This is a genomic window from bacterium, from assembly GCA_019637795.1.
Lineage (GTDB): Bacteria > Desulfobacterota > Binatia > HRBIN30 > CADEER01 > JAHBUY01.
In genome coordinates, this window is the sequence record JAHBUY010000004.1 from 219798 (window position 1) to 235604 (window position 15807).

Genomic DNA, 15807 nt, shown 5'->3' on the forward strand with positions numbered 1-15807 from the left:
CGCCCGCCTCAGTCGAACAGGGTGGCCAGATTCCTCTTCATCGCGTCGGCGATGTAGAGCGCCAGGGCCTGGATGGTGTTGGTCGGGTTCACCGCGGCGGCGGTGACGAAGATGCTGCCGTCGACGATGAACAGGTTGCGCACGTCGTGGCTGCGGCCCCACTCGTTGACCACCGAGGTCTCGGGATCGCGGCCCATGCGCGCCGTACCCATCAGGTGCCAGCCGGCGAAGGGCAGCGGCGACGCGACGATGCACTCGCGCGCGCCCGACGCGGTGAGCACCTCGCGCGCGCGTTCGACGCCGTGGGCGAGCATCGCGGTGCTGTTGTCGCTCAGGCGATAGGTGACCTTCGGCGCCGGGATCCCGTTCGAGTCGACGAGAGCGGAGTCCAGCGTCACCGTGTTGCACGCCTCGGGCAGATCCTCGCAGATCACCGCCATCCCGGCCGTGCGATCGAAGAGGTCCTCGTAGGCGCGGCGATGATCGGCGCCCCAGCTCATGCGCCCGACCTGCATGCCCCACAGCGCGGTGGTCACGGCGCCGAAGCCGCGCAGGATCTCGAAGGAGTAGCCGCGCACGAAGCCGCGCGCCGCATCGGTCTCGTAGAACTCCTGGCTCATGATGCAGCAGCCGGTCGGGCCCTTGTAGCCCTCCAGCGGCTCGTCGAAGATGCCGGTCACCATGGCGTAGGGATGGAACATCAGGTTCCTGCCGACCAGGCCGCTGCGGTTGGCGAGCCCGTCGGGGAAGTGCTTGGAGGTCGAGTTGAGCAGCAGGCGCGGCGTGCCGATGCCGTTGCAGGCGAGCACGACGACGTGGGCCTTCTGCCGCCGCTCGACGCCCTCGGCGTCGTAGTAGATGACACCGTCGGCCATGCCGTTGGCGTCGACGGTGATCTCGCGCACCCGGCAGTGGGTGCGCAGCGTCACCCCCTGGCGCAGCGCCGGCGGCCAGTAGGTGATGTCGGTGCTGGCCTTGGCGCCTTGCGCGCAGCCGGCCAGGCAGGTGCCGGCGTTCACGCAGGCGGCGCGGCCTTCGTAGTCGCGGGTGGTGATGGCGCTGTCCGACGGCCACCAGTGCCAGCCCAGTCGGTTGAAGCCGCGCGCCAGGGTCGTCCCCAGCTTGCCCAGCGCCACCGGCGGCAGCGGCACCTCCTTGGGCGGATACGCGGGATCGCCCGCCAGTCCCGCGACGCCCATCATGCGCGCGTTGAGATCGTAGAACGGCGCCAGCGTCGCGTACTCGAGCGGCCAGTCGTCGGCGACGCCGTCGAGCGTGCGGACGCGGAAGTCGGAGGGATGGAAGCGCGGGAAGTGGGCCGCGTACATGATGGTGCTGCCGCCGACGGCGTTGAACATCGAGACCTGGATCGGCGAGCTGGCATCGTTGACCGGATAGTCCTCGCGGCGGCCGCGGGTATTGGGGCTGAAGCTGAAGTCGCCGAGCTGTCGGGCCTCCCAGTCGGTGCGGGTTCCCGGGTACTGGCTCGGATCCATCCAGTCGCCCTGCTCCATGCAGAGGATGTTCATCCGCGTCTCGGCGAGGCTCCACGCCAGCGCCGCGCCCGAAGCCCCAGCGCCGATGATCAATACGTCGACCGGCTCGTCAGCCATTCCGTCCGCACGCCTCCTGAGCGGTGATCGTTAGCGCGAATCGCGCCGGCGAGTCGAACGCCGGCAGCGACCGCCGATGACGCGGATTCCGCCGATCGACTGGATCGCAGGCGAGGGCTCCGTGCCATCCGGCGCCGAGACTTTTCTCCAAGACGGGAGACTCGGAGCGCGATAGGCTTCGCGGGAAGAGGAGCGCCCCATGACCGATCTCACCACCGACACCACCGCGTCGATCATCCCCACCCTGCGCTACCGGGACGCGGCCGCGGCCATCGACTGGCTGTGCCGGGCCTTCGGCTTCGAGCGGCATCTCGTCGTCCCGGGCGAGCATGGGACCATCGCGCATGCCCAGCTCACCTTCGGCCGCGGCATGATCATGCTCGGCTCGGCGCGCGACGATGCCTTCGGCAGGCTGCAGCGACCGCCCGCTGGCGGCGTGACGACGCAGAGCCCGTACATCATCGTCGCCGACGCCGACGCGCATCACGCCCGCGCTGTCGCCGCCGGCGCCGAGGTCGTCTACCCGCTCACCGACGAGGACTACGGCGGGCGCGGGTATTCCTGTCGCGACCCCGAAGGGCACCTGTGGAGCTTCGGCACCTACAACCCGTGGCGGACGTGAGCGCGCGCTGACGAATCAGGACACCAGGCGCGGCAGGAAGCGCCCGACGCGCGCCGTGTAGGCGCGGTACGCATCGCCATAGGCGCGCAGGAGATACGCCTCTTCCTCGCGCACCTGACTGCGCACCGCGACGATCGCTCCGACCAGCGTCAGGAGCGTGAGCCAGGTGGGCAGCAGCAACACCAGCCCGGCGAGCGCCAGGAACATCGCCAGGTAGATGGGATTGCGGGTCCAGCGGTAGAGCCCGTGGGTCACCAGACCGGGCCGGCTGGTGTCGTCGACGCCGACCCGCCAGGAGGCGCCCATCTCGAGCTGAGCGCGCACCATCAACCACAGCCCGCCGAAGGCGAGCACGCAGCCGAGCGCGAAGCCGATGCCGCCGAGGGCGGCCAGGGCCTCGATGCGGGCGATCTCGCCCGGCGCCAGCCCGGCGCGCGTGACCTCGATGCCGAGCAGCACGGGCAGCGCGAACAGCGCGGCTTCCCGCAGATGCTGGCTCCACCGTCCGGAGCGGAAGAGCACCAGACCGGTGTGACCGAAGCGGCGCCACTGCAGCCAGCTCCTCCAGCCGAAGCCGAGCGCGAGGAAGAGGCCGAGAAAGACGGCGGGCGTCCAGTTCGCGATCATCGCTCCTCCGTTCCGGGGTTGGCCGCTCAGGTCGGCGGCTCGCCGTCAGTGCCGGTGATCAGGATCTGCTGTCGATCGGGATGCGGCAGGAGCCAGCGGCTCGCCGGCGCGCCGTCCGGCAGCGCCGCGAGGTCGACGTCCGGATCCACCAACCGGCCATGCGGGCGGCCATTGAAGGTGACGAGCACGTCCGCGCGCACCTCGACGGGATGCCCGAGACGTGCCGCGGCCTGCGCCGCGAGATGGTGCGCGTAGGAGAGGATCATGTCGGGCTGCGTCGCCATCATCCGCTCCTGCAGCAGGGTGAGCTCCGCCTGCGGGTGCACCTGCCACGCGGTGCCGCCGACGGGGTCGCGCAGGTCGAACACGGCGCGCCCGTACTTCTCCATCACCATGATCTGCCACGACCAGCGGAAACCGCTCTCGTGCCAGTAGAGATCGCCGTCGTAGGCGAAGTGGCGCAGTGGGACGAGCATCTGCACGCCGATCCACAGCGCCGCGGCCACCGGCGCCCACCGCCAGCCGCGCGCGGCGCTCGGCGGCGCGATCGCCGGCGCCAGGCGGAGCAGGCGGCGCGGCCAGTCGGGCGCGAAGAAGATCGGCGTCAGGGCGATCATCAACCACGGGAACATGCCGATCGGAAAGAGCGCCGCGGTGAGCAGATGGAACGCCAGCACCCCGAGGTAGGCGAGCGCGGTGGTGCGCCGCCACGACAGCAGCGGCGCGATCGCGGCGTCGAACAGCAGCCCGGCGTAGCTGAACGCATACGCCGTTCCGACCTGCTCCAGCCATGGTCCGAGCACGGGCAGGTCGGCGTTGGCGCCGAGCCAGAGCCGCAGAGGCTCGGCGCGCAGCAGCCAGTCGGGATTGCACTTCGCGATGGCGCCGAAGGCGTACACGACGCCGAGCTGGGCGCGCAGCAGCCACACCGCCCATGCGGGAACCGCGATCGCACGCCCGCGTCGCCACGCATCCACCGACCACGCGGCGCCGGCGGGCACGGCGACCAACAGCGCGCTCAGCAGGCTCACCAGGTAGTAATGGTTGAGGTAGTTGGTGCGGTCGATGAGGTGGACGTAGGTGAAGCCGAGGCAGAACAGGGTCGCCGCCCAGCGCGTCCAGGCGCCAGCGGCGAGGAGCACGGCGCAGGCGGCGAGCCCGCCGTACAGGGCGTACATGCCCGCCGCCGGAAGCGGTTCGATCCACTCGAGTCCCGGGTACGGAAAGAAGACGCGCGGCTCGAGATAGTAGGCGGCCACCCAGCCGTAGGCGACGTGGCGCGCGACGGCGATCAGCAGCAGCGCGCCAAAGGCGACGCGGAACACCGCCAGCGAGCTGGCGTCGACCGGACGCCGCGCGTCGTCGAGGACCCGGCGGGCGCGGCCGAGGAGTCGCTCAGTCGCCATCGCTGGGGTTGAAGCGCAGCGTGGAGCCGAGGACGCTGGTCATGTCGATCTCGAGATGGCGCATCAGATCCGCCGCGCGCTGCTGGGCGCGCGCCACCGCGGCCCGCTCGTCCACGATCGCCTCTTCCAGCGGCACGGCCAGGTCGGCGGCGGCATCGAACACGCGGCGCAGCGACAGGCGGATCGCGGTGTCGGTGCGCGGGCTCAGACTCTCGATGATGCCGTGCAGACTGGCGCCGCTGCTGCCGTCATAGCTGCCGAAGTAGGCGTTCTGGATGCCCGTGACGTCGTCGAGCACGTCGGCGAGCCCGCTGCGGCTGCGGGCGGCGACGATGAGGTCGGGTCGCGGCGTGCCGTTCGCCCCGAGCGGCGCCTGGAGCTGGCGTTGCGCGACGTCGTCGCTGACGAAGATGAGCTGGTTCACCAGCGCGTCGACCGCCGACTTGACCGTCGGATAGCTCTGACTGCCCTGCCCGGCGGCGGCGAGCTCGGCGGCGAAGTTGCCCGCCGCCGGCGACCAGGCATCGCGCAGCAGGGCGCTCTGATGGCGCAGATTCTCGCCCAACGCCCGCGCGTAGGCGCGGCGCGCCGGGCTGGCGCGCAGACGGGAGAGCACGGCGGCGTCGCCGCCGGTGGGATCGAAGAGCAGGTACTCGAGCGCGAGCAGCCCCTTCACGTTGGCGCCGAGATCCTCGATGGCGGCGGCGTCGAAGGTCGCGCTGCCGGCAATGGCGCTCTCGATGCGGTCGCCACGGATCGGCGACCAGTCGATCTTGGCCGCCGAGCGCAGGGCCGCGGCCGGGCCGAACGCGAAGACCTCGCTGCGTTTCCACGCCGCCCTGGCGCGGCGCCAGGCGTTCTGCGCGGCGACCAGCCCTGTCGCGTCGGGCTGCGCCTCCAGGGTGCGGAGCGCCTCGACCTGGGCGTCGGCGGCCTGCGTCAACGCCTCGTAGGTCGGCACGATCACCGTGACGCCGAGGTCGCGCAGCATGAGGCGCCGCGGCCCGGCATGCGGGGCGGGAGTGCCGCCGCCGCCGCAGGCGCAGACGGCGAGCAGGGTCATCGCCCACGCCGTTCGGCGAAGCGCGGTCGGGTTCATAGCGAATCCAGGAAGCGCAACAGCGCCGCGCGGTCGTCGCTCGGCAGGGTTCGGAAGCCCTCGCGCGCGGCCACGGCCTCGCCATCGTGCCAGAGAATCGCCTCGGCGGCGTCGCGGGCCCGTCCGTCGTGCAGCAGCAGCGTGTGGCGGTTGACGGTCGCGATGAGCCCGAGCCCCCACAGCGGCGGCGTGCGCCACTCGCGGCCGTCGGCGAGGAAATCCGGTCGCCCGTCGGCGAGGCCGTCGCCCAGGTCGTGCAACAGTAGGTCGGTGTAGGGATGGATGCGCTGGCCGGCGAGCGCCGGCGCGGCGTCCGCGCCGGTGGTCAACGTCGGCGTGTGGCAGGCCGCGCAGCCGATCTCGGCGAACAGGGCCTCGCCGCGTTGCACGGCGGGATCCGCCACCTCGCGGCGCGCCGGGACGGCGAGATGCCGGCTGTAGAACGTCACCGCGTCGAGCTTGTCCTGATCGATCTCGGGATCGCCGCCGTTCGGCGCCGCCAGGCAGGCGGTCTGGACCGCGGTGCAATTCTGTTCCGGGAACAGGGGCGACGTGATGCCGATATCGCCGACGAAGGCGCCGGCATTCTGCTGTTCGAGGGTCGGCACGTTCGCCTTCCAACCGAAGCGCCCGAGCGCGAGCTGACCGCGGCGGACGTCCCACGCCAGGTTGGCGCGCCCGGAAATGCCGTCGCCGTCGCGATCGTCGGGATCGGCGGCGGCCAGCAGGGTGCTCTCGTCCACGGCCTCGAGGAGACCGAGGCCGATGAGAAACGGCGCGGTGCGCGGCGACAGGAGGAGGGCGGGATCGGGCGGACCGTAGGCGAGATCGACCAGATCGTAGCGCGGCCGCCGCAGACTGTACGGCTCGCCGTCGGCGTACCGACCGGGCACTTCCTCGTAGCTGATGGCGACCCGGCCCTCGCCGGGCACGCCGAGGATCCCGGCCTGATTCAGTTGGCCGCCGTACGTCGGATCGGGCAGCGGCCCGCCGTCGTCGCCGACGCCCGGGATGGACAGGCGGAAGAGGATGCCGACCGAGTCCTCCTCCGGTGGAACCGGCGGCCGGCCGCGGCCGTCGCGGAAGTGGCAGGAGGAGCAGGAGCGGGCGTTGAACAGGGGGCCGAGGCCGTCGGACCCGACGGTCGACGATGGGGCCGTGACCCAGTCGCGATTGAAGAGCGCGTTGCCGACGAAGAACGCGGTGCGCTGCGCCAGCGGCAGATTGCGGGACGGCTGGCCGAAGGCGCTGGTGGTGGAGTCGAAAACGGTACCGGCACCGCCGGAGAGCGCGTCGCCGACGACCACCGACGGCGTGGCGGTCGCGGTCGGCACCGCCGTGGCCGTCGGGGTGACCGGCGCCGCGCCGCCACGCTGGTCGTCGCTGCCGCAACCGGCAGCAAGCGCCGCGAGCACCGCGGCGGCGGCGACGCGTGATCGGGAACGGGAGCGGGTCAAGGGGTCGTGCTGATCGAGATGCCCAGAGCCTCGGCGCACTGGGCGAGGAGGTCGGTCTGGTGGTTGAGCGCGTCGATCGCGGCGGCAATCGCCATCCGCCCTGGGGACGAGTCCGGCCCGAGGATCGCCTGATCGAATGGCGTCGGGATGGCGTCGATCCTGGCGCGGGCGGCGGTCATCGCCGCCCGCGCCTGCGTCGCCAGCGTCGGGTTCACCTGCTGCACGAGATCGTCGATCCCCGGCCCGTCGGTCGCGCCGTAGCGGCCGAGAAACGCGTTCTCGATGCCGAGCTCGTCGTAGACGTGATCGGCGTGCGTGTTGTCGGAGAAGCAGGAGTGTTCGTCCTCCTGGTCCTTGGTCTCGTAGGCCACCGCCATGCGCTCGCCGGTGAGCTCGCCACCGCTCAGGGTGCCGATGCCGGTCAACATGCGGCGCAACGCCTCGTTGGGGTTGAGGGCGAGGAACTGCGCCCGATAGTTGCCGGCGACGCCGGGGAGCCAGGCGTCACGCACGGCGCTCAGGTGGGCGACGAGGAGCGCCGCCGCCGCGCGCAGGTATTGACCGCGTCGCTCCGGGTTGGCGGCGGTCCCGGTGCCGCCGGTCACGTAGTCGGTGTAGGGACGGTCGCCGGGACCGGTGGCGCTGTGATCCTGGCCCCAGAGGAGGAACTCGATGGCGTGGTAGCCGGATGAGATCGTGGTCTCGCTCTCGGCCTCGTTGAGCGCCATCAGAAGGTCGGCATCGATCGTCGGGTAGCGCACGGGATCGTTGATGATGCCGGTATCGAGCCGGGTCGCCGGGCAGCCGTCGAGCGCGTGCCCCACCGCGGCCACCAGCTCGGCGATCGAGGCCTGCCCGTCGCTGTCGGTGTCGATGGCGCCGCAGGTGCTGACCGGGGTGGTCCCCAGCGCGATGCCGACGGCCAGGATCAGCTCCTCGATCGTCACCGCGCCGGAGCTGTTGCAGTCGCCGCCGCAGACGCCGCCCGCGGCGGCAACGTAGTCGATGTACGCCTCGTCGAGCGGCCAGGCGTTGATGAACGGCTCGGGTCCGGTGTCCGCGTTGTCGATCGGCCCGTCGTAGAAGCGGGCCATCTCGCTCTGCAGGTATGCCGGGCGCGCGGCGAGCCACGCGGCGCGGGCCGCCGTCAGCCCGTCCGCGCTCGGCTGGGCGACGAAGTCGTCGATCGCCGTTCGCAGCGCCTGCGCGCCGGCCAGCGCGTCGGTGTAGGTCGCCAGGACCACCTCGGCATAGCGAGCAATCACCTGGCTGCGCGTCGGCTGCCCCAACGCCGTGCCCGCCGACAGCGCCAGTGCCACCGCCACCACCAGCAGCATTCGTCTCATGCGTCTCCCTCCGCGCCCATCGCTCAGACCGTCCTAACTGATACTGAAAGTGATTTTCAATACCAGAAATGATCCACCCCCCTACTGCACGAACCCTTGACTTCATGACCCGGGACCGACAAACGAGACTGAAAGTCGTTTTCAATTTCTGGGCGCGGGGGGCGAGGCAATGATGCGAGCGCGAGTCTTGGCAGCCGGCGCGGCGATGCTGCTGCTGGCCGCGGCGCCGGCGGTGCGGGCCGACGAGGAGGCGCTGCAGCGACGGATCGAGGAGCTGGAAGCGCAGCAGCGCCAGATCCTCGAACAGATGAAAGAGATGAAGCGCGAGCTCGATGCCGCGCGGCATGGCGCGCCCGCCGCCGCGCCGGCACCGGTCGCAGCCCCCGTCCCGGTCGCGCCGGCAGCCCCTGCCGCGGCCGCCCCGGCCGTCGCCGCGCCCGCGGCTGCGGCGCCCGCGACCGAGCAGGCCGCCGCGCCGCCGCCCTCTCCGGCCACGGGCGAAACCGCGCGCGTCGCCGAGGTCGAGCGGCGCCAGGGGATCCTGACCGAGGAGATCCGCAAGATCCGCGACTTCCTGGTGCTGCCGGAGACGCAGGAACTGAAGGGACGCTACGGCCTCGGCCCCTCGGCATCGAAGGTCTACGGTCTGCCGGGACGCGGTCTGTCCATCGGCGGCTATGGCGAAGCGAACTACAAGATCGTCACCGAGAACGGGAACGGCGCCAAGGATACCTTCGATTTCCTGCGCTTCGTCCTCTACACCGGGTACAAGTTCAACGACTGGATCGTCTTCAACTCCGAGCTCGAGGTCGAGCACGCGGTCTCCGGCGAGGACACGATCTCCTCCGACGGCGGCGAGGTGGCCCTGGAGTTCGCGACCCTCGACTTCCTGTTCCATCCGGCGGTCAACGCGCGCGGCGGCCTGATGCTGGTCCCCATGGGCTTCATCAACGAGGTCCACGAACCGCCCTTCTACTTCGGCAACACGCGGCCGCCGGTGGAGACGATCATCCTGCCCTCGACCTGGCGGGCCAACGGCGCCGGCTTCTTCGGCCAGATCATCGACGGGCTGGAGTACAAGGCGTACGGCATCACCAGCTTCAACGCCAAGGGCTACCGCAGCCTCGATCTGCGCGATGCGCGCCAGAGCGGCGTCAACGAGCTCGCCGAGGACTGGTCGTTCGTCGGTCGCCTCGACTACGCCCCGTTCGACGAGTGGTCGTTCGGCGGGTCGATGTACATGGGCGACCAGGGACAGAACGAGCAATACGGCAACGAGGACATCGGCTTCCGCCGGGTCGGCGTGTTCACCCAGATCTACGAGGCGCACACCGAGGCGATCTGGCGTGGCGCCTGGTTCCGCCTCCTCGGCACGACGGCGCTGATCGACGACGCCGGCATTCTCAGCCAGGACCAGGAGATCGAGCTCGCCACCGGCGGCCAGCCGATCGGCAAGGTGATGCTCGGCATCTACACCGAGGCGGCGTACAACGTCCTACCGCTGGTGTGGCCCGAGAGCACCCAGTACCTGGCGCCCTGGTTCCGTTATTCCTGGCTCGACACGACCAACAGTGTCGCCAAGGGCTTCACCCGCGATCCCCTGGCGCGGCGCTGGTTCTACGAATTCGGCCTCCAGTACAAGCCCATTCCGCAGATCGCGCTCAAGGCCGACTACCACATCCAGGAGTCCGATGCTGGACCGCTGCCGAGCGAGCTGCGCCTCGGTGGCGGCTTCGTCTTCTGATCAGCCACGGCGCCCGGCGCCGCGAGAGGAGTCTCCCATGCCCAATCCCGCCCCCTGCCGGCCGCAGCGCCTCGCCGCGCACGGCCCCATCCGCATCGATGTCTGCGGATGCGGCCAGGTCCACGTCTCCATCGGCCCGACCACGGTCCGTCTGGCGCAACCGGTCGCCCGCGCCCTCGGCGACGCGCTGCGCACCGCGATGGCGCGGCTCGAGCACGCCGCGTCCCCACCGCTGCCGCTCCAGTGAGCGGCGTTCCGGCCTCACTTTGATCTTGAAAATAGTTTTCAGAATCAGTAGAAATGGCGGTGGATAGCCTTTCCGGGGAGGATCGCGAGCCATGATCGTCTGTCACTGCGCCGGCGTCACCGACCAGGCCATCCTGCAGCTCGCTCGCGAGGGCGCGCAGACGGTGAAGGATATCGTCCGCGCCTCGGGCGCCGGCCGTTGCTGCGCGCCGTGCCGTTCCGAGATCGCGACGCTGCTGTCGCAGCACGAATCGCTCGCCGCTGCCGCCGAGTAGCGCGGCGAGGCGCGCTGGCGACGCGTCGCGCTGGCAACGCGTGCCCTTTTTCCCCTCCCCCGGTTCGGTTATCGTGACGACCACACGCCGGTCGGCGTCCACGTCCATCTGCAGTGGGAGGGTTGGGGCATGAAGGGCAACGCGAAGCTGATCGAGACGCTGAACGAGATCCTCACCGGCGAGCTGACCGCCATCAATCAGTACTTCATCCACGCCAAGATGTGCGCGAACTGGGGCTACGCGCGCCTGGCGCACAAGATCCGCGAGGAATCGATCGGGGAAATGAAGCACGCCGACGAGGTGATCGAACGCATCCTGTTCCTCGAAGGCGTGCCGAACATGCAGCGCCTGGAGAAGGTGCGGGTCGGCGAGACCGTGCTCGAGCAGTTGAAGCTCGACCTCAAGCTGGAGGAAGTGGCGGTGCCGCGACTCAACAAGGCGATCGCGCAGGCGGTCGAGATCGGCGACAACACCACCCGCGAGCTGCTGGAGACGATTCTCGTTTCCGAGGAGGAGCACGTCGACTGGCTCGAGGCCCAGCTCACGTTGATCCGCCAGGTCGGCGAGCAGAACTATCTGTCGCAGCAGATCCGAGACTGACGACGGATCACCGGCGCGCGGCCATTGCCGCGCGCGGCGCGCACGCGGCGACCGGGCGGCGCGGCGGCGGCCCGTGAGGGGTTCAGAACTGGCAGCCGACCCAGCAGGCCAGTTGATAGGTGACGGCCGCCAGCACGCACATGCCGGCGAACGACAGGACCTGACTCATCGCCATCGGAATCCCCCAGACCCCGGCGCGCCGTGTCGGCACCGCCCGCCGCCCGCCCGCTCAGCATCCCCCGGCGCGGTGTCGCCTGGCTCGCCGCCGCCTCGACAGCATCGCATCTCAACCTGTTCTGCAAATGAAATCTGCATCGGCGTCTCGATTCACCGCTCGCTCGATCTTGCAACTCCTCTGCCAGACCAGTGCCGCCGTCACGGGGGCGACCGCCGGTGGAGATGCCCCGCGACGGCGGCCAGTTTTGTCCGCGACGTTGGAAATTCGCCTGTCCGCCTCTGCGCGACGGCGCCGAACGTAGCGCGCTGCCATGTCCGGCTCCGTGAGCGAGCGCACAGCGTCGGCGACGCAGACGCCCCACCCGCTCGTCGATGCCCCCTGCGCGACGGTGTCCCGGTCGGTGCGATCGTGCCGGCCCCGTGCTAGCAATGGAACGGAAGGCAGGGCGCTCGCGGCCGACGGTCGCCGCCGGCGCGGTCGACATGGCGACAAGGCTGGTACGGCGCGCGACGGGCTCGGGAACGGTTCGGCACCCGCACCTACTGGCGATTGCCGCCGGCGCCCTGGTGATGCTCGGAGCGGGGGCGCCGACGCCCGCCCCGGCGCCCGCCCCCACCGGCATCCTGGCACCGGGCATCCAGCCGCGCGTCGGCCGTGACTACACGCTCCTCGATCCGACGCTGGCATTGCCGCCGCTTGCGATGCTGGCCCCCGACCTTTCCCTCATGCCGCGGACGTCGGACAACCCGGTGCCGCCGCCCACCAACGGCGCCGCAGCCGAGAATGGGGTACGGTTTAAACTCGACTACCGACACGCCCAGTTGAGCGATCTCTCCTCCACTGCCCTACGCACCGATCCCGCGACCGGCTTCTCGCGCCGGCTCGACACCGACGTGCTCGCCCTCGGCATGTCCTGGAGCCTGGCCGGCAACCAGGTCGGCTTTGCCTACCAGTTGCAGTCGGCGCGCGGCGGCGGTGGCGATGAGGGCCTCGCCCGCTTCCTGCCTGGCAGCGAGGCCGCGACGCACGCGCTGACCCTGGGGGTCACGCGCGCGTTTGGCGCCGGCGGGCCGCCGCCGGTGGCGCCACCGCTGTTGATCATCGAGTCGGCACCGGGGGGCGATGCCCTCGCCACCGGCGCCGACGGCGCCGACCCCACCGACCAGCCGACTCCGTCACCGGCGTCGTAGACGCCGCCGTCGTGGCCGCTCCTCGAGCAGCATCGGCCGCCACTCCGGCCCGCGCCCTGGACGCAGCGAGAGCACGCGCACGAACACCGACGGGAACGAGTGCTCGCGCGCCCGCCGGACGCCGATGCCGCGCGCCAGGCGCAGCATGATCAACGCTCGCAGCGCCGACGACACGAGGAAGAGGACGTGATACCCGCCGTCGCCGAGCGCCCGCAGGACCGTGCCGCCGATCAGCGATCCGACGACGATCGCCACGCCGTTGAGCAGCGTGTACAGCGACAGCACCGCGGCGCGGTCGGCGTCGTCGGTGGCGTCGAGCAGATTGAGCACGATCGCCAGCTCGAACCCCGCCCACGCGAAGCCGGCGAACACCTGCAGCGCCAGCAGGTAGACGACGTGGTCCGACACCACCCACAGACTGGAGAGCGGCACCAGCAGCGTGCCCGAGACCTGCAGCGCCCGTCGGTTGCCGAAGCGACGCGCGACCTCGCCCCAGTACGAGGAGGAGACGATCCGCGCCAGCAGCACGGCGCCGTTCACCGCCGTGTACGCGGCGTACGACAGGCCCAGGTGCCGCAGCATGTACGGCGTGAAGTACGCCGCCGAGAGATGGACGGCGCCCATCATCAGCACCAGCAGCGCGACCAGGCGGCCGTACGGGCGGCGTGCCATGCCGCGCACGACGGCGCGCAGGCGCGGCCGGCGCGGCGGGCGGCTCTCCTGCGGATCGTGTTGCCGGGCGAGGAAGCTCGCGCTGACGAGGCGACTGCCGGCCGCCAACCCGAACAGCACCAGAAAACCGCCGGTCGCCCCCCAGCGGCTTCCCTCGGTCGCGTGCAGGATGCCGCCGGCGAGCAGCGTCGAGCCGAGGAGCGCCGCGTTCACTGCCGCGCCACGGCCAGCGAAGAACCGGCTGCGCACCGCGCTTGGCACCATGCGACCGATCCAGTTGTTCCATACCGGGTGGATGCCGAGGGCGAGGATCCAGTAGAGCGCCACCCAGGCGAGCAACTGCTCGTACCCGCCCGCCGCGGGCACCAGCGCCAGGGCGCCGATCGGCAGAAAGCAGCTCGCCTGCAGCAGCGCCGCGCCGATCACGAAGCGACGGTCGCCGATGCGATGCGCGATGCGCGGCGCCAGGACCTGGGCGCCGGCGCCACAGAGCATCGGCACGGTGGTGAGCAGGCCGACCTGAAATGGGCTGGCGCCGAGCAGCAGGCCGAACGCCGAGAAGTAGGTCTCGCCAAAGCCGGTCATCGCCGCGCAGGCGGCGCCGTCGACGATGCTGGCGCGCAGGCTGCGGCGCACGCGCGAGGCGAGCATGGAGGAGTGGCGGGAGGCGGTGGACACCGAGCCAGGGCGATCGCGCGCGCCATGGTGGCGGCGCGGGCGGACTCTGCTAACGTCCGCGGCGCGATGCGTTCCCCCGGTCCTCCTCTCCGGCCCTGCCCGTGCTCCGCTGACGCTTAGCGGCCCGCTGCCCGCAAGCCAATCCGCGCATGTCACCGCTGACCGACCAGGACCTCTACCTGTTCAACGAGGGCACCCACCATCGCATCTACGATGTGCTGGGCGCGCATCCGGGCGCCGTCGACGGCCGCGCCGGCACCCACTTCGCCGTCTGGGCGCCCAACGCCGACCACGTGTCGGTCATCGGCGATTTCAACCACTGGACGCGCGGCGCCCATCCGCTGAGCGTCCGCGGCCGCTCCGGCATCTGGGAGGGTTTCATCCCCGGGGTCGGCGTGGGCGCCGTCTACAAGTACCACGTCGCCTCCGGCCTCGCCGGGTACAGGGTCGACAAGGCCGATCCCCTGGCGCGCCGCACCGAGCTGCCGCCGCGCACCGGCTCGGTCGTCGCCGACCCGCGACACGCGTGGAACGACGCCGCCTGGATGGCGCAGCGCGCCGAGCGCCAGCGCCTCGACCGCCCGCAGTCGATCTACGAGGTCCATCTCGGCTCCTGGCAGCGCGCGCCCGAGGATCCGGGCCGCCTGCTCACCTACGCCGAGATCGCGCCACGCCTGGCCGCCTACGCGCGCGACATGGGCTTCACGCACGTCGAGCTGCTGCCGGTGATGGAGCACCCCTTCTACGCCTCGTGGGGATACCAGACGACCGGCTACTTCGCCCCGACGGCACGCTACGGCCGCCCCGAGGACTTCATGGCCTTCGTCGACGTGCTGCACCAGCACGAGCTCGGCGTGATCCTCGACTGGGTGCCGTCGCACTTCCCCACCGACGAGCACGGGCTGGCCTACTTCGACGGCACCCACCTCTACGAGCACGCCGACCCACGCCAGGGCTTCCATCCCGATTGGGGCAGCTCGATCTTCAACTACGGCCGCAACGAAGTGCGATCGTTCCTCCTCAGCAGCGCGCACTACTGGCTCGATCACTTCCACATCGACGGGCTACGGGTCGACGCCGTCGCCTCGATGCTCTATCTCGACTACTCGCGGCGGCCCGGCGAGTGGATCCCCAATCGCTACGGCGGGCGCGAGAACATCGACGCCATCGACTTCCTGCGCCAGCTCAACAGCATGGCGTACACCGAGATCCCGGGCGTCCAGACCACCGCCGAGGAATCCACGTCGTGGCCGATGGTGTCGCGTCCTCCGTACGTCGGCGGCCTCGGATTCGGCTTCAAGTGGGACATGGGCTGGATGCACGACATGCTCGCCTACCTGGCGCGCGATCCGGTCCACCGGCGTTTCCATCACACCGCCCTCACCTTCCGCATGCTCTACGCCTTCAGCGAGAACTTCGTGCTGCCGCTCTCCCACGACGAGGTCGTGCACATGAAGGGCTCGTTGATCGGCAAGATGGCCGGCGACGACTGGCAGCGCTTCGCCAATCTGCGCCTGCTGTTCGCGCATCAGTGGACCCAGCCCGGCAAGAAGCTGCTGTTCATGGGCGGCGAGCTCGCACAGCGCGGCGAGTGGCGGCACGATCACAGCCTCGACTGGCACCTGCTCGCCTACGCGCCGCACCAGGGCATCCAGCGCTGGGTGCGCGACCTCAACCGCCTCTATGCGGCCGAGCCCTGCCTGCACGAGTGCGACGCGGACTGGTCGGGCTTCGAGTGGATCGACTGCAACGACGCCGACGAGAGCGTCGTGAGCTACCTGCGCCGCGGCCGCGACCCGGACAACGCCGTCGTCGTGGTGCTCAACTTCACCCCGGTGCCCCGCCACGGCTACCGCGTCGGCGTCCCCTTCGCGGGCCACTGGCAGGAGCTGCTCAACAGCGACGCGCACGACTATGGCGGCAGCGGTCAGGGCAACTTCGGCGGCCTCGCGGCCCTCGCCGAGCCGCATCACGGCCGCCCCTACCGCCTCGACGCCACCCTGCCGCCCCTCGGCGCCGTTCTCTTCAAGGGCAGCCGTTGACGGGGGCGGGCG

At 70.7% G+C, this 15807-nt stretch carries 14 protein-coding genes; 7 read left to right on the forward strand and 7 right to left on the reverse strand.

The features are described from left to right. Positions 1–8: 8 nt before the first annotated feature. Positions 9–1613, reverse strand: coding sequence for a GMC family oxidoreductase (locus KF840_14965; GenBank protein MBX3026208.1), 1605 nt, complete (start codon positions 1611–1613; stop codon positions 9–11). 199 nt (positions 1614–1812) lie between these two features. Between KF840_14965 and KF840_14970 the strand changes: the two genes are divergently transcribed. Beyond that, positions 1813–2235 carry a VOC family protein gene (locus KF840_14970; GenBank protein MBX3026209.1) on the forward strand — a complete coding sequence of 141 codons (423 nt, stop codon included), beginning with the start codon at positions 1813–1815 and terminating at the stop codon, positions 2233–2235. Between the two features lie 15 nt (positions 2236–2250). Here the strand turns inward: KF840_14970 and KF840_14975 are convergent, their stop codons facing one another. The 5 genes from KF840_14975 to KF840_14995 are packed head-to-tail and all read right to left on the reverse strand — an operon-like array spanning position 2251 to position 8170. Continuing rightward, positions 2251–2862, reverse strand: a complete 612-nt coding sequence (locus KF840_14975; GenBank protein MBX3026210.1) for an isoprenylcysteine carboxylmethyltransferase family protein — start codon at positions 2860–2862, stop codon at positions 2251–2253. A gap of 26 nt (positions 2863–2888) precedes the next feature. After that, complete coding sequence (locus KF840_14980) at positions 2889–4268, reverse strand: HTTM domain-containing protein (protein MBX3026211.1); 1380 nt, start codon at positions 4266–4268, stop codon at positions 2889–2891. Then, entirely contained in the window at positions 4258–5331 is a 1074-nt protein-coding gene (locus tag KF840_14985) for an imelysin family protein (protein ID MBX3026212.1), read from the reverse strand. The genes KF840_14980 and KF840_14985 overlap by 11 nt, the downstream gene beginning before the upstream one ends. 32 nt (positions 5332–5363) lie before the next feature. Beyond that, positions 5364–6782, reverse strand: a complete 1419-nt coding sequence (locus KF840_14990) for a thiol oxidoreductase (GenBank protein MBX3026213.1) — start codon at positions 6780–6782, stop codon at positions 5364–5366. 38 nt (positions 6783–6820) lie between these two features. Next, complete coding sequence (locus tag KF840_14995; protein ID MBX3026214.1) at positions 6821–8170, reverse strand: hypothetical protein; 1350 nt, start codon at positions 8168–8170, stop codon at positions 6821–6823. A gap of 172 nt (positions 8171–8342) precedes the next feature. Here KF840_14995 and KF840_15000 point away from each other — a divergent pair, with 172 nt between their 5' ends. The 5 genes from KF840_15000 (at position 8343) to KF840_15020 (ending at position 12403) form a co-directional block, all read left to right on the forward strand. Further along, a complete protein-coding gene (locus KF840_15000; GenBank protein ID MBX3026215.1) occupies positions 8343–9914 on the forward strand; it encodes a hypothetical protein in 1572 nt (523 codons plus the stop codon). Between the two features lie 37 nt (positions 9915–9951). Then, positions 9952–10161 (forward strand): hypothetical protein, encoded by a 210-nt coding sequence (locus tag KF840_15005; GenBank protein ID MBX3026216.1) that lies wholly within the window; start codon positions 9952–9954, stop codon positions 10159–10161. A gap of 91 nt (positions 10162–10252) precedes the next feature. Beyond that, positions 10253–10435, forward strand: coding sequence for a (2Fe-2S)-binding protein (locus tag KF840_15010; protein MBX3026217.1), 183 nt, complete (start codon positions 10253–10255; stop codon positions 10433–10435). A 129-nt stretch (positions 10436–10564) separates the two neighbouring features. After that, positions 10565–11035 (forward strand): bacterioferritin, encoded by a 471-nt coding sequence (gene bfr / locus KF840_15015; protein ID MBX3026218.1) that lies wholly within the window; start codon positions 10565–10567, stop codon positions 11033–11035. A gap of 660 nt (positions 11036–11695) precedes the next feature. Further along, positions 11696–12403 carry a hypothetical protein gene (locus KF840_15020; GenBank protein ID MBX3026219.1) on the forward strand — a complete coding sequence of 236 codons (708 nt, stop codon included), beginning with the start codon at positions 11696–11698 and terminating at the stop codon, positions 12401–12403. Here KF840_15020 and KF840_15025 read toward each other — a convergent pair. Further along, positions 12389–13753, reverse strand: coding sequence for an MFS transporter (locus KF840_15025; protein ID MBX3026220.1), 1365 nt, complete (start codon positions 13751–13753; stop codon positions 12389–12391). The two genes, KF840_15020 and KF840_15025, sit on opposite strands and share 15 nt — an antisense overlap. Positions 13754–13902: 149 nt before the next feature. Between KF840_15025 and glgB the strand changes: the two genes are divergently transcribed. Further along, entirely contained in the window at positions 13903–15795 is a 1893-nt protein-coding gene (gene glgB, locus KF840_15030) for a 1,4-alpha-glucan branching protein GlgB (protein ID MBX3026221.1), read from the forward strand. The last annotated feature ends 12 nt before the right edge of the window (positions 15796–15807 follow it).

Excerpts from the sequence above, each read along its gene's own strand:
- KF840_14965 (MBX3026208.1), bottom strand. The coding sequence starts at position 1,613 with ATGGCTGACGAGCCGGTCGACGTATTGATCATCGGCGCTGGGGCTTCG.
- KF840_14970 (MBX3026209.1), top strand. The coding sequence starts at position 1,813 with ATGACCGATCTCACCACCGACACCACCGCGTCGATCATCCCCACCCTG.
- KF840_14975 (MBX3026210.1), bottom strand. The coding sequence starts at position 2,862 with ATGATCGCGAACTGGACGCCCGCCGTCTTTCTCGGCCTCTTCCTCGCG.
- KF840_14980 (MBX3026211.1), bottom strand. The coding sequence starts at position 4,268 with ATGGCGACTGAGCGACTCCTCGGCCGCGCCCGCCGGGTCCTCGACGAC.
- KF840_14985 (MBX3026212.1), bottom strand. The coding sequence starts at position 5,331 with ATGACCCTGCTCGCCGTCTGCGCCTGCGGCGGCGGCGGCACTCCCGCC.
- KF840_14995 (MBX3026214.1), bottom strand. The coding sequence starts at position 8,170 with ATGAGACGAATGCTGCTGGTGGTGGCGGTGGCACTGGCGCTGTCGGCG.
- KF840_15000 (MBX3026215.1), top strand. The coding sequence starts at position 8,343 with ATGCGAGCGCGAGTCTTGGCAGCCGGCGCGGCGATGCTGCTGCTGGCC.
- KF840_15005 (MBX3026216.1), top strand. The coding sequence starts at position 9,952 with ATGCCCAATCCCGCCCCCTGCCGGCCGCAGCGCCTCGCCGCGCACGGC.
- KF840_15010 (MBX3026217.1), top strand. The coding sequence starts at position 10,253 with ATGATCGTCTGTCACTGCGCCGGCGTCACCGACCAGGCCATCCTGCAG.
- bfr (MBX3026218.1), top strand. The coding sequence starts at position 10,565 with ATGAAGGGCAACGCGAAGCTGATCGAGACGCTGAACGAGATCCTCACC.
- KF840_15020 (MBX3026219.1), top strand. The coding sequence starts at position 11,696 with ATGGCGACAAGGCTGGTACGGCGCGCGACGGGCTCGGGAACGGTTCGG.
- glgB (MBX3026221.1), top strand. The coding sequence starts at position 13,903 with ATGTCACCGCTGACCGACCAGGACCTCTACCTGTTCAACGAGGGCACC.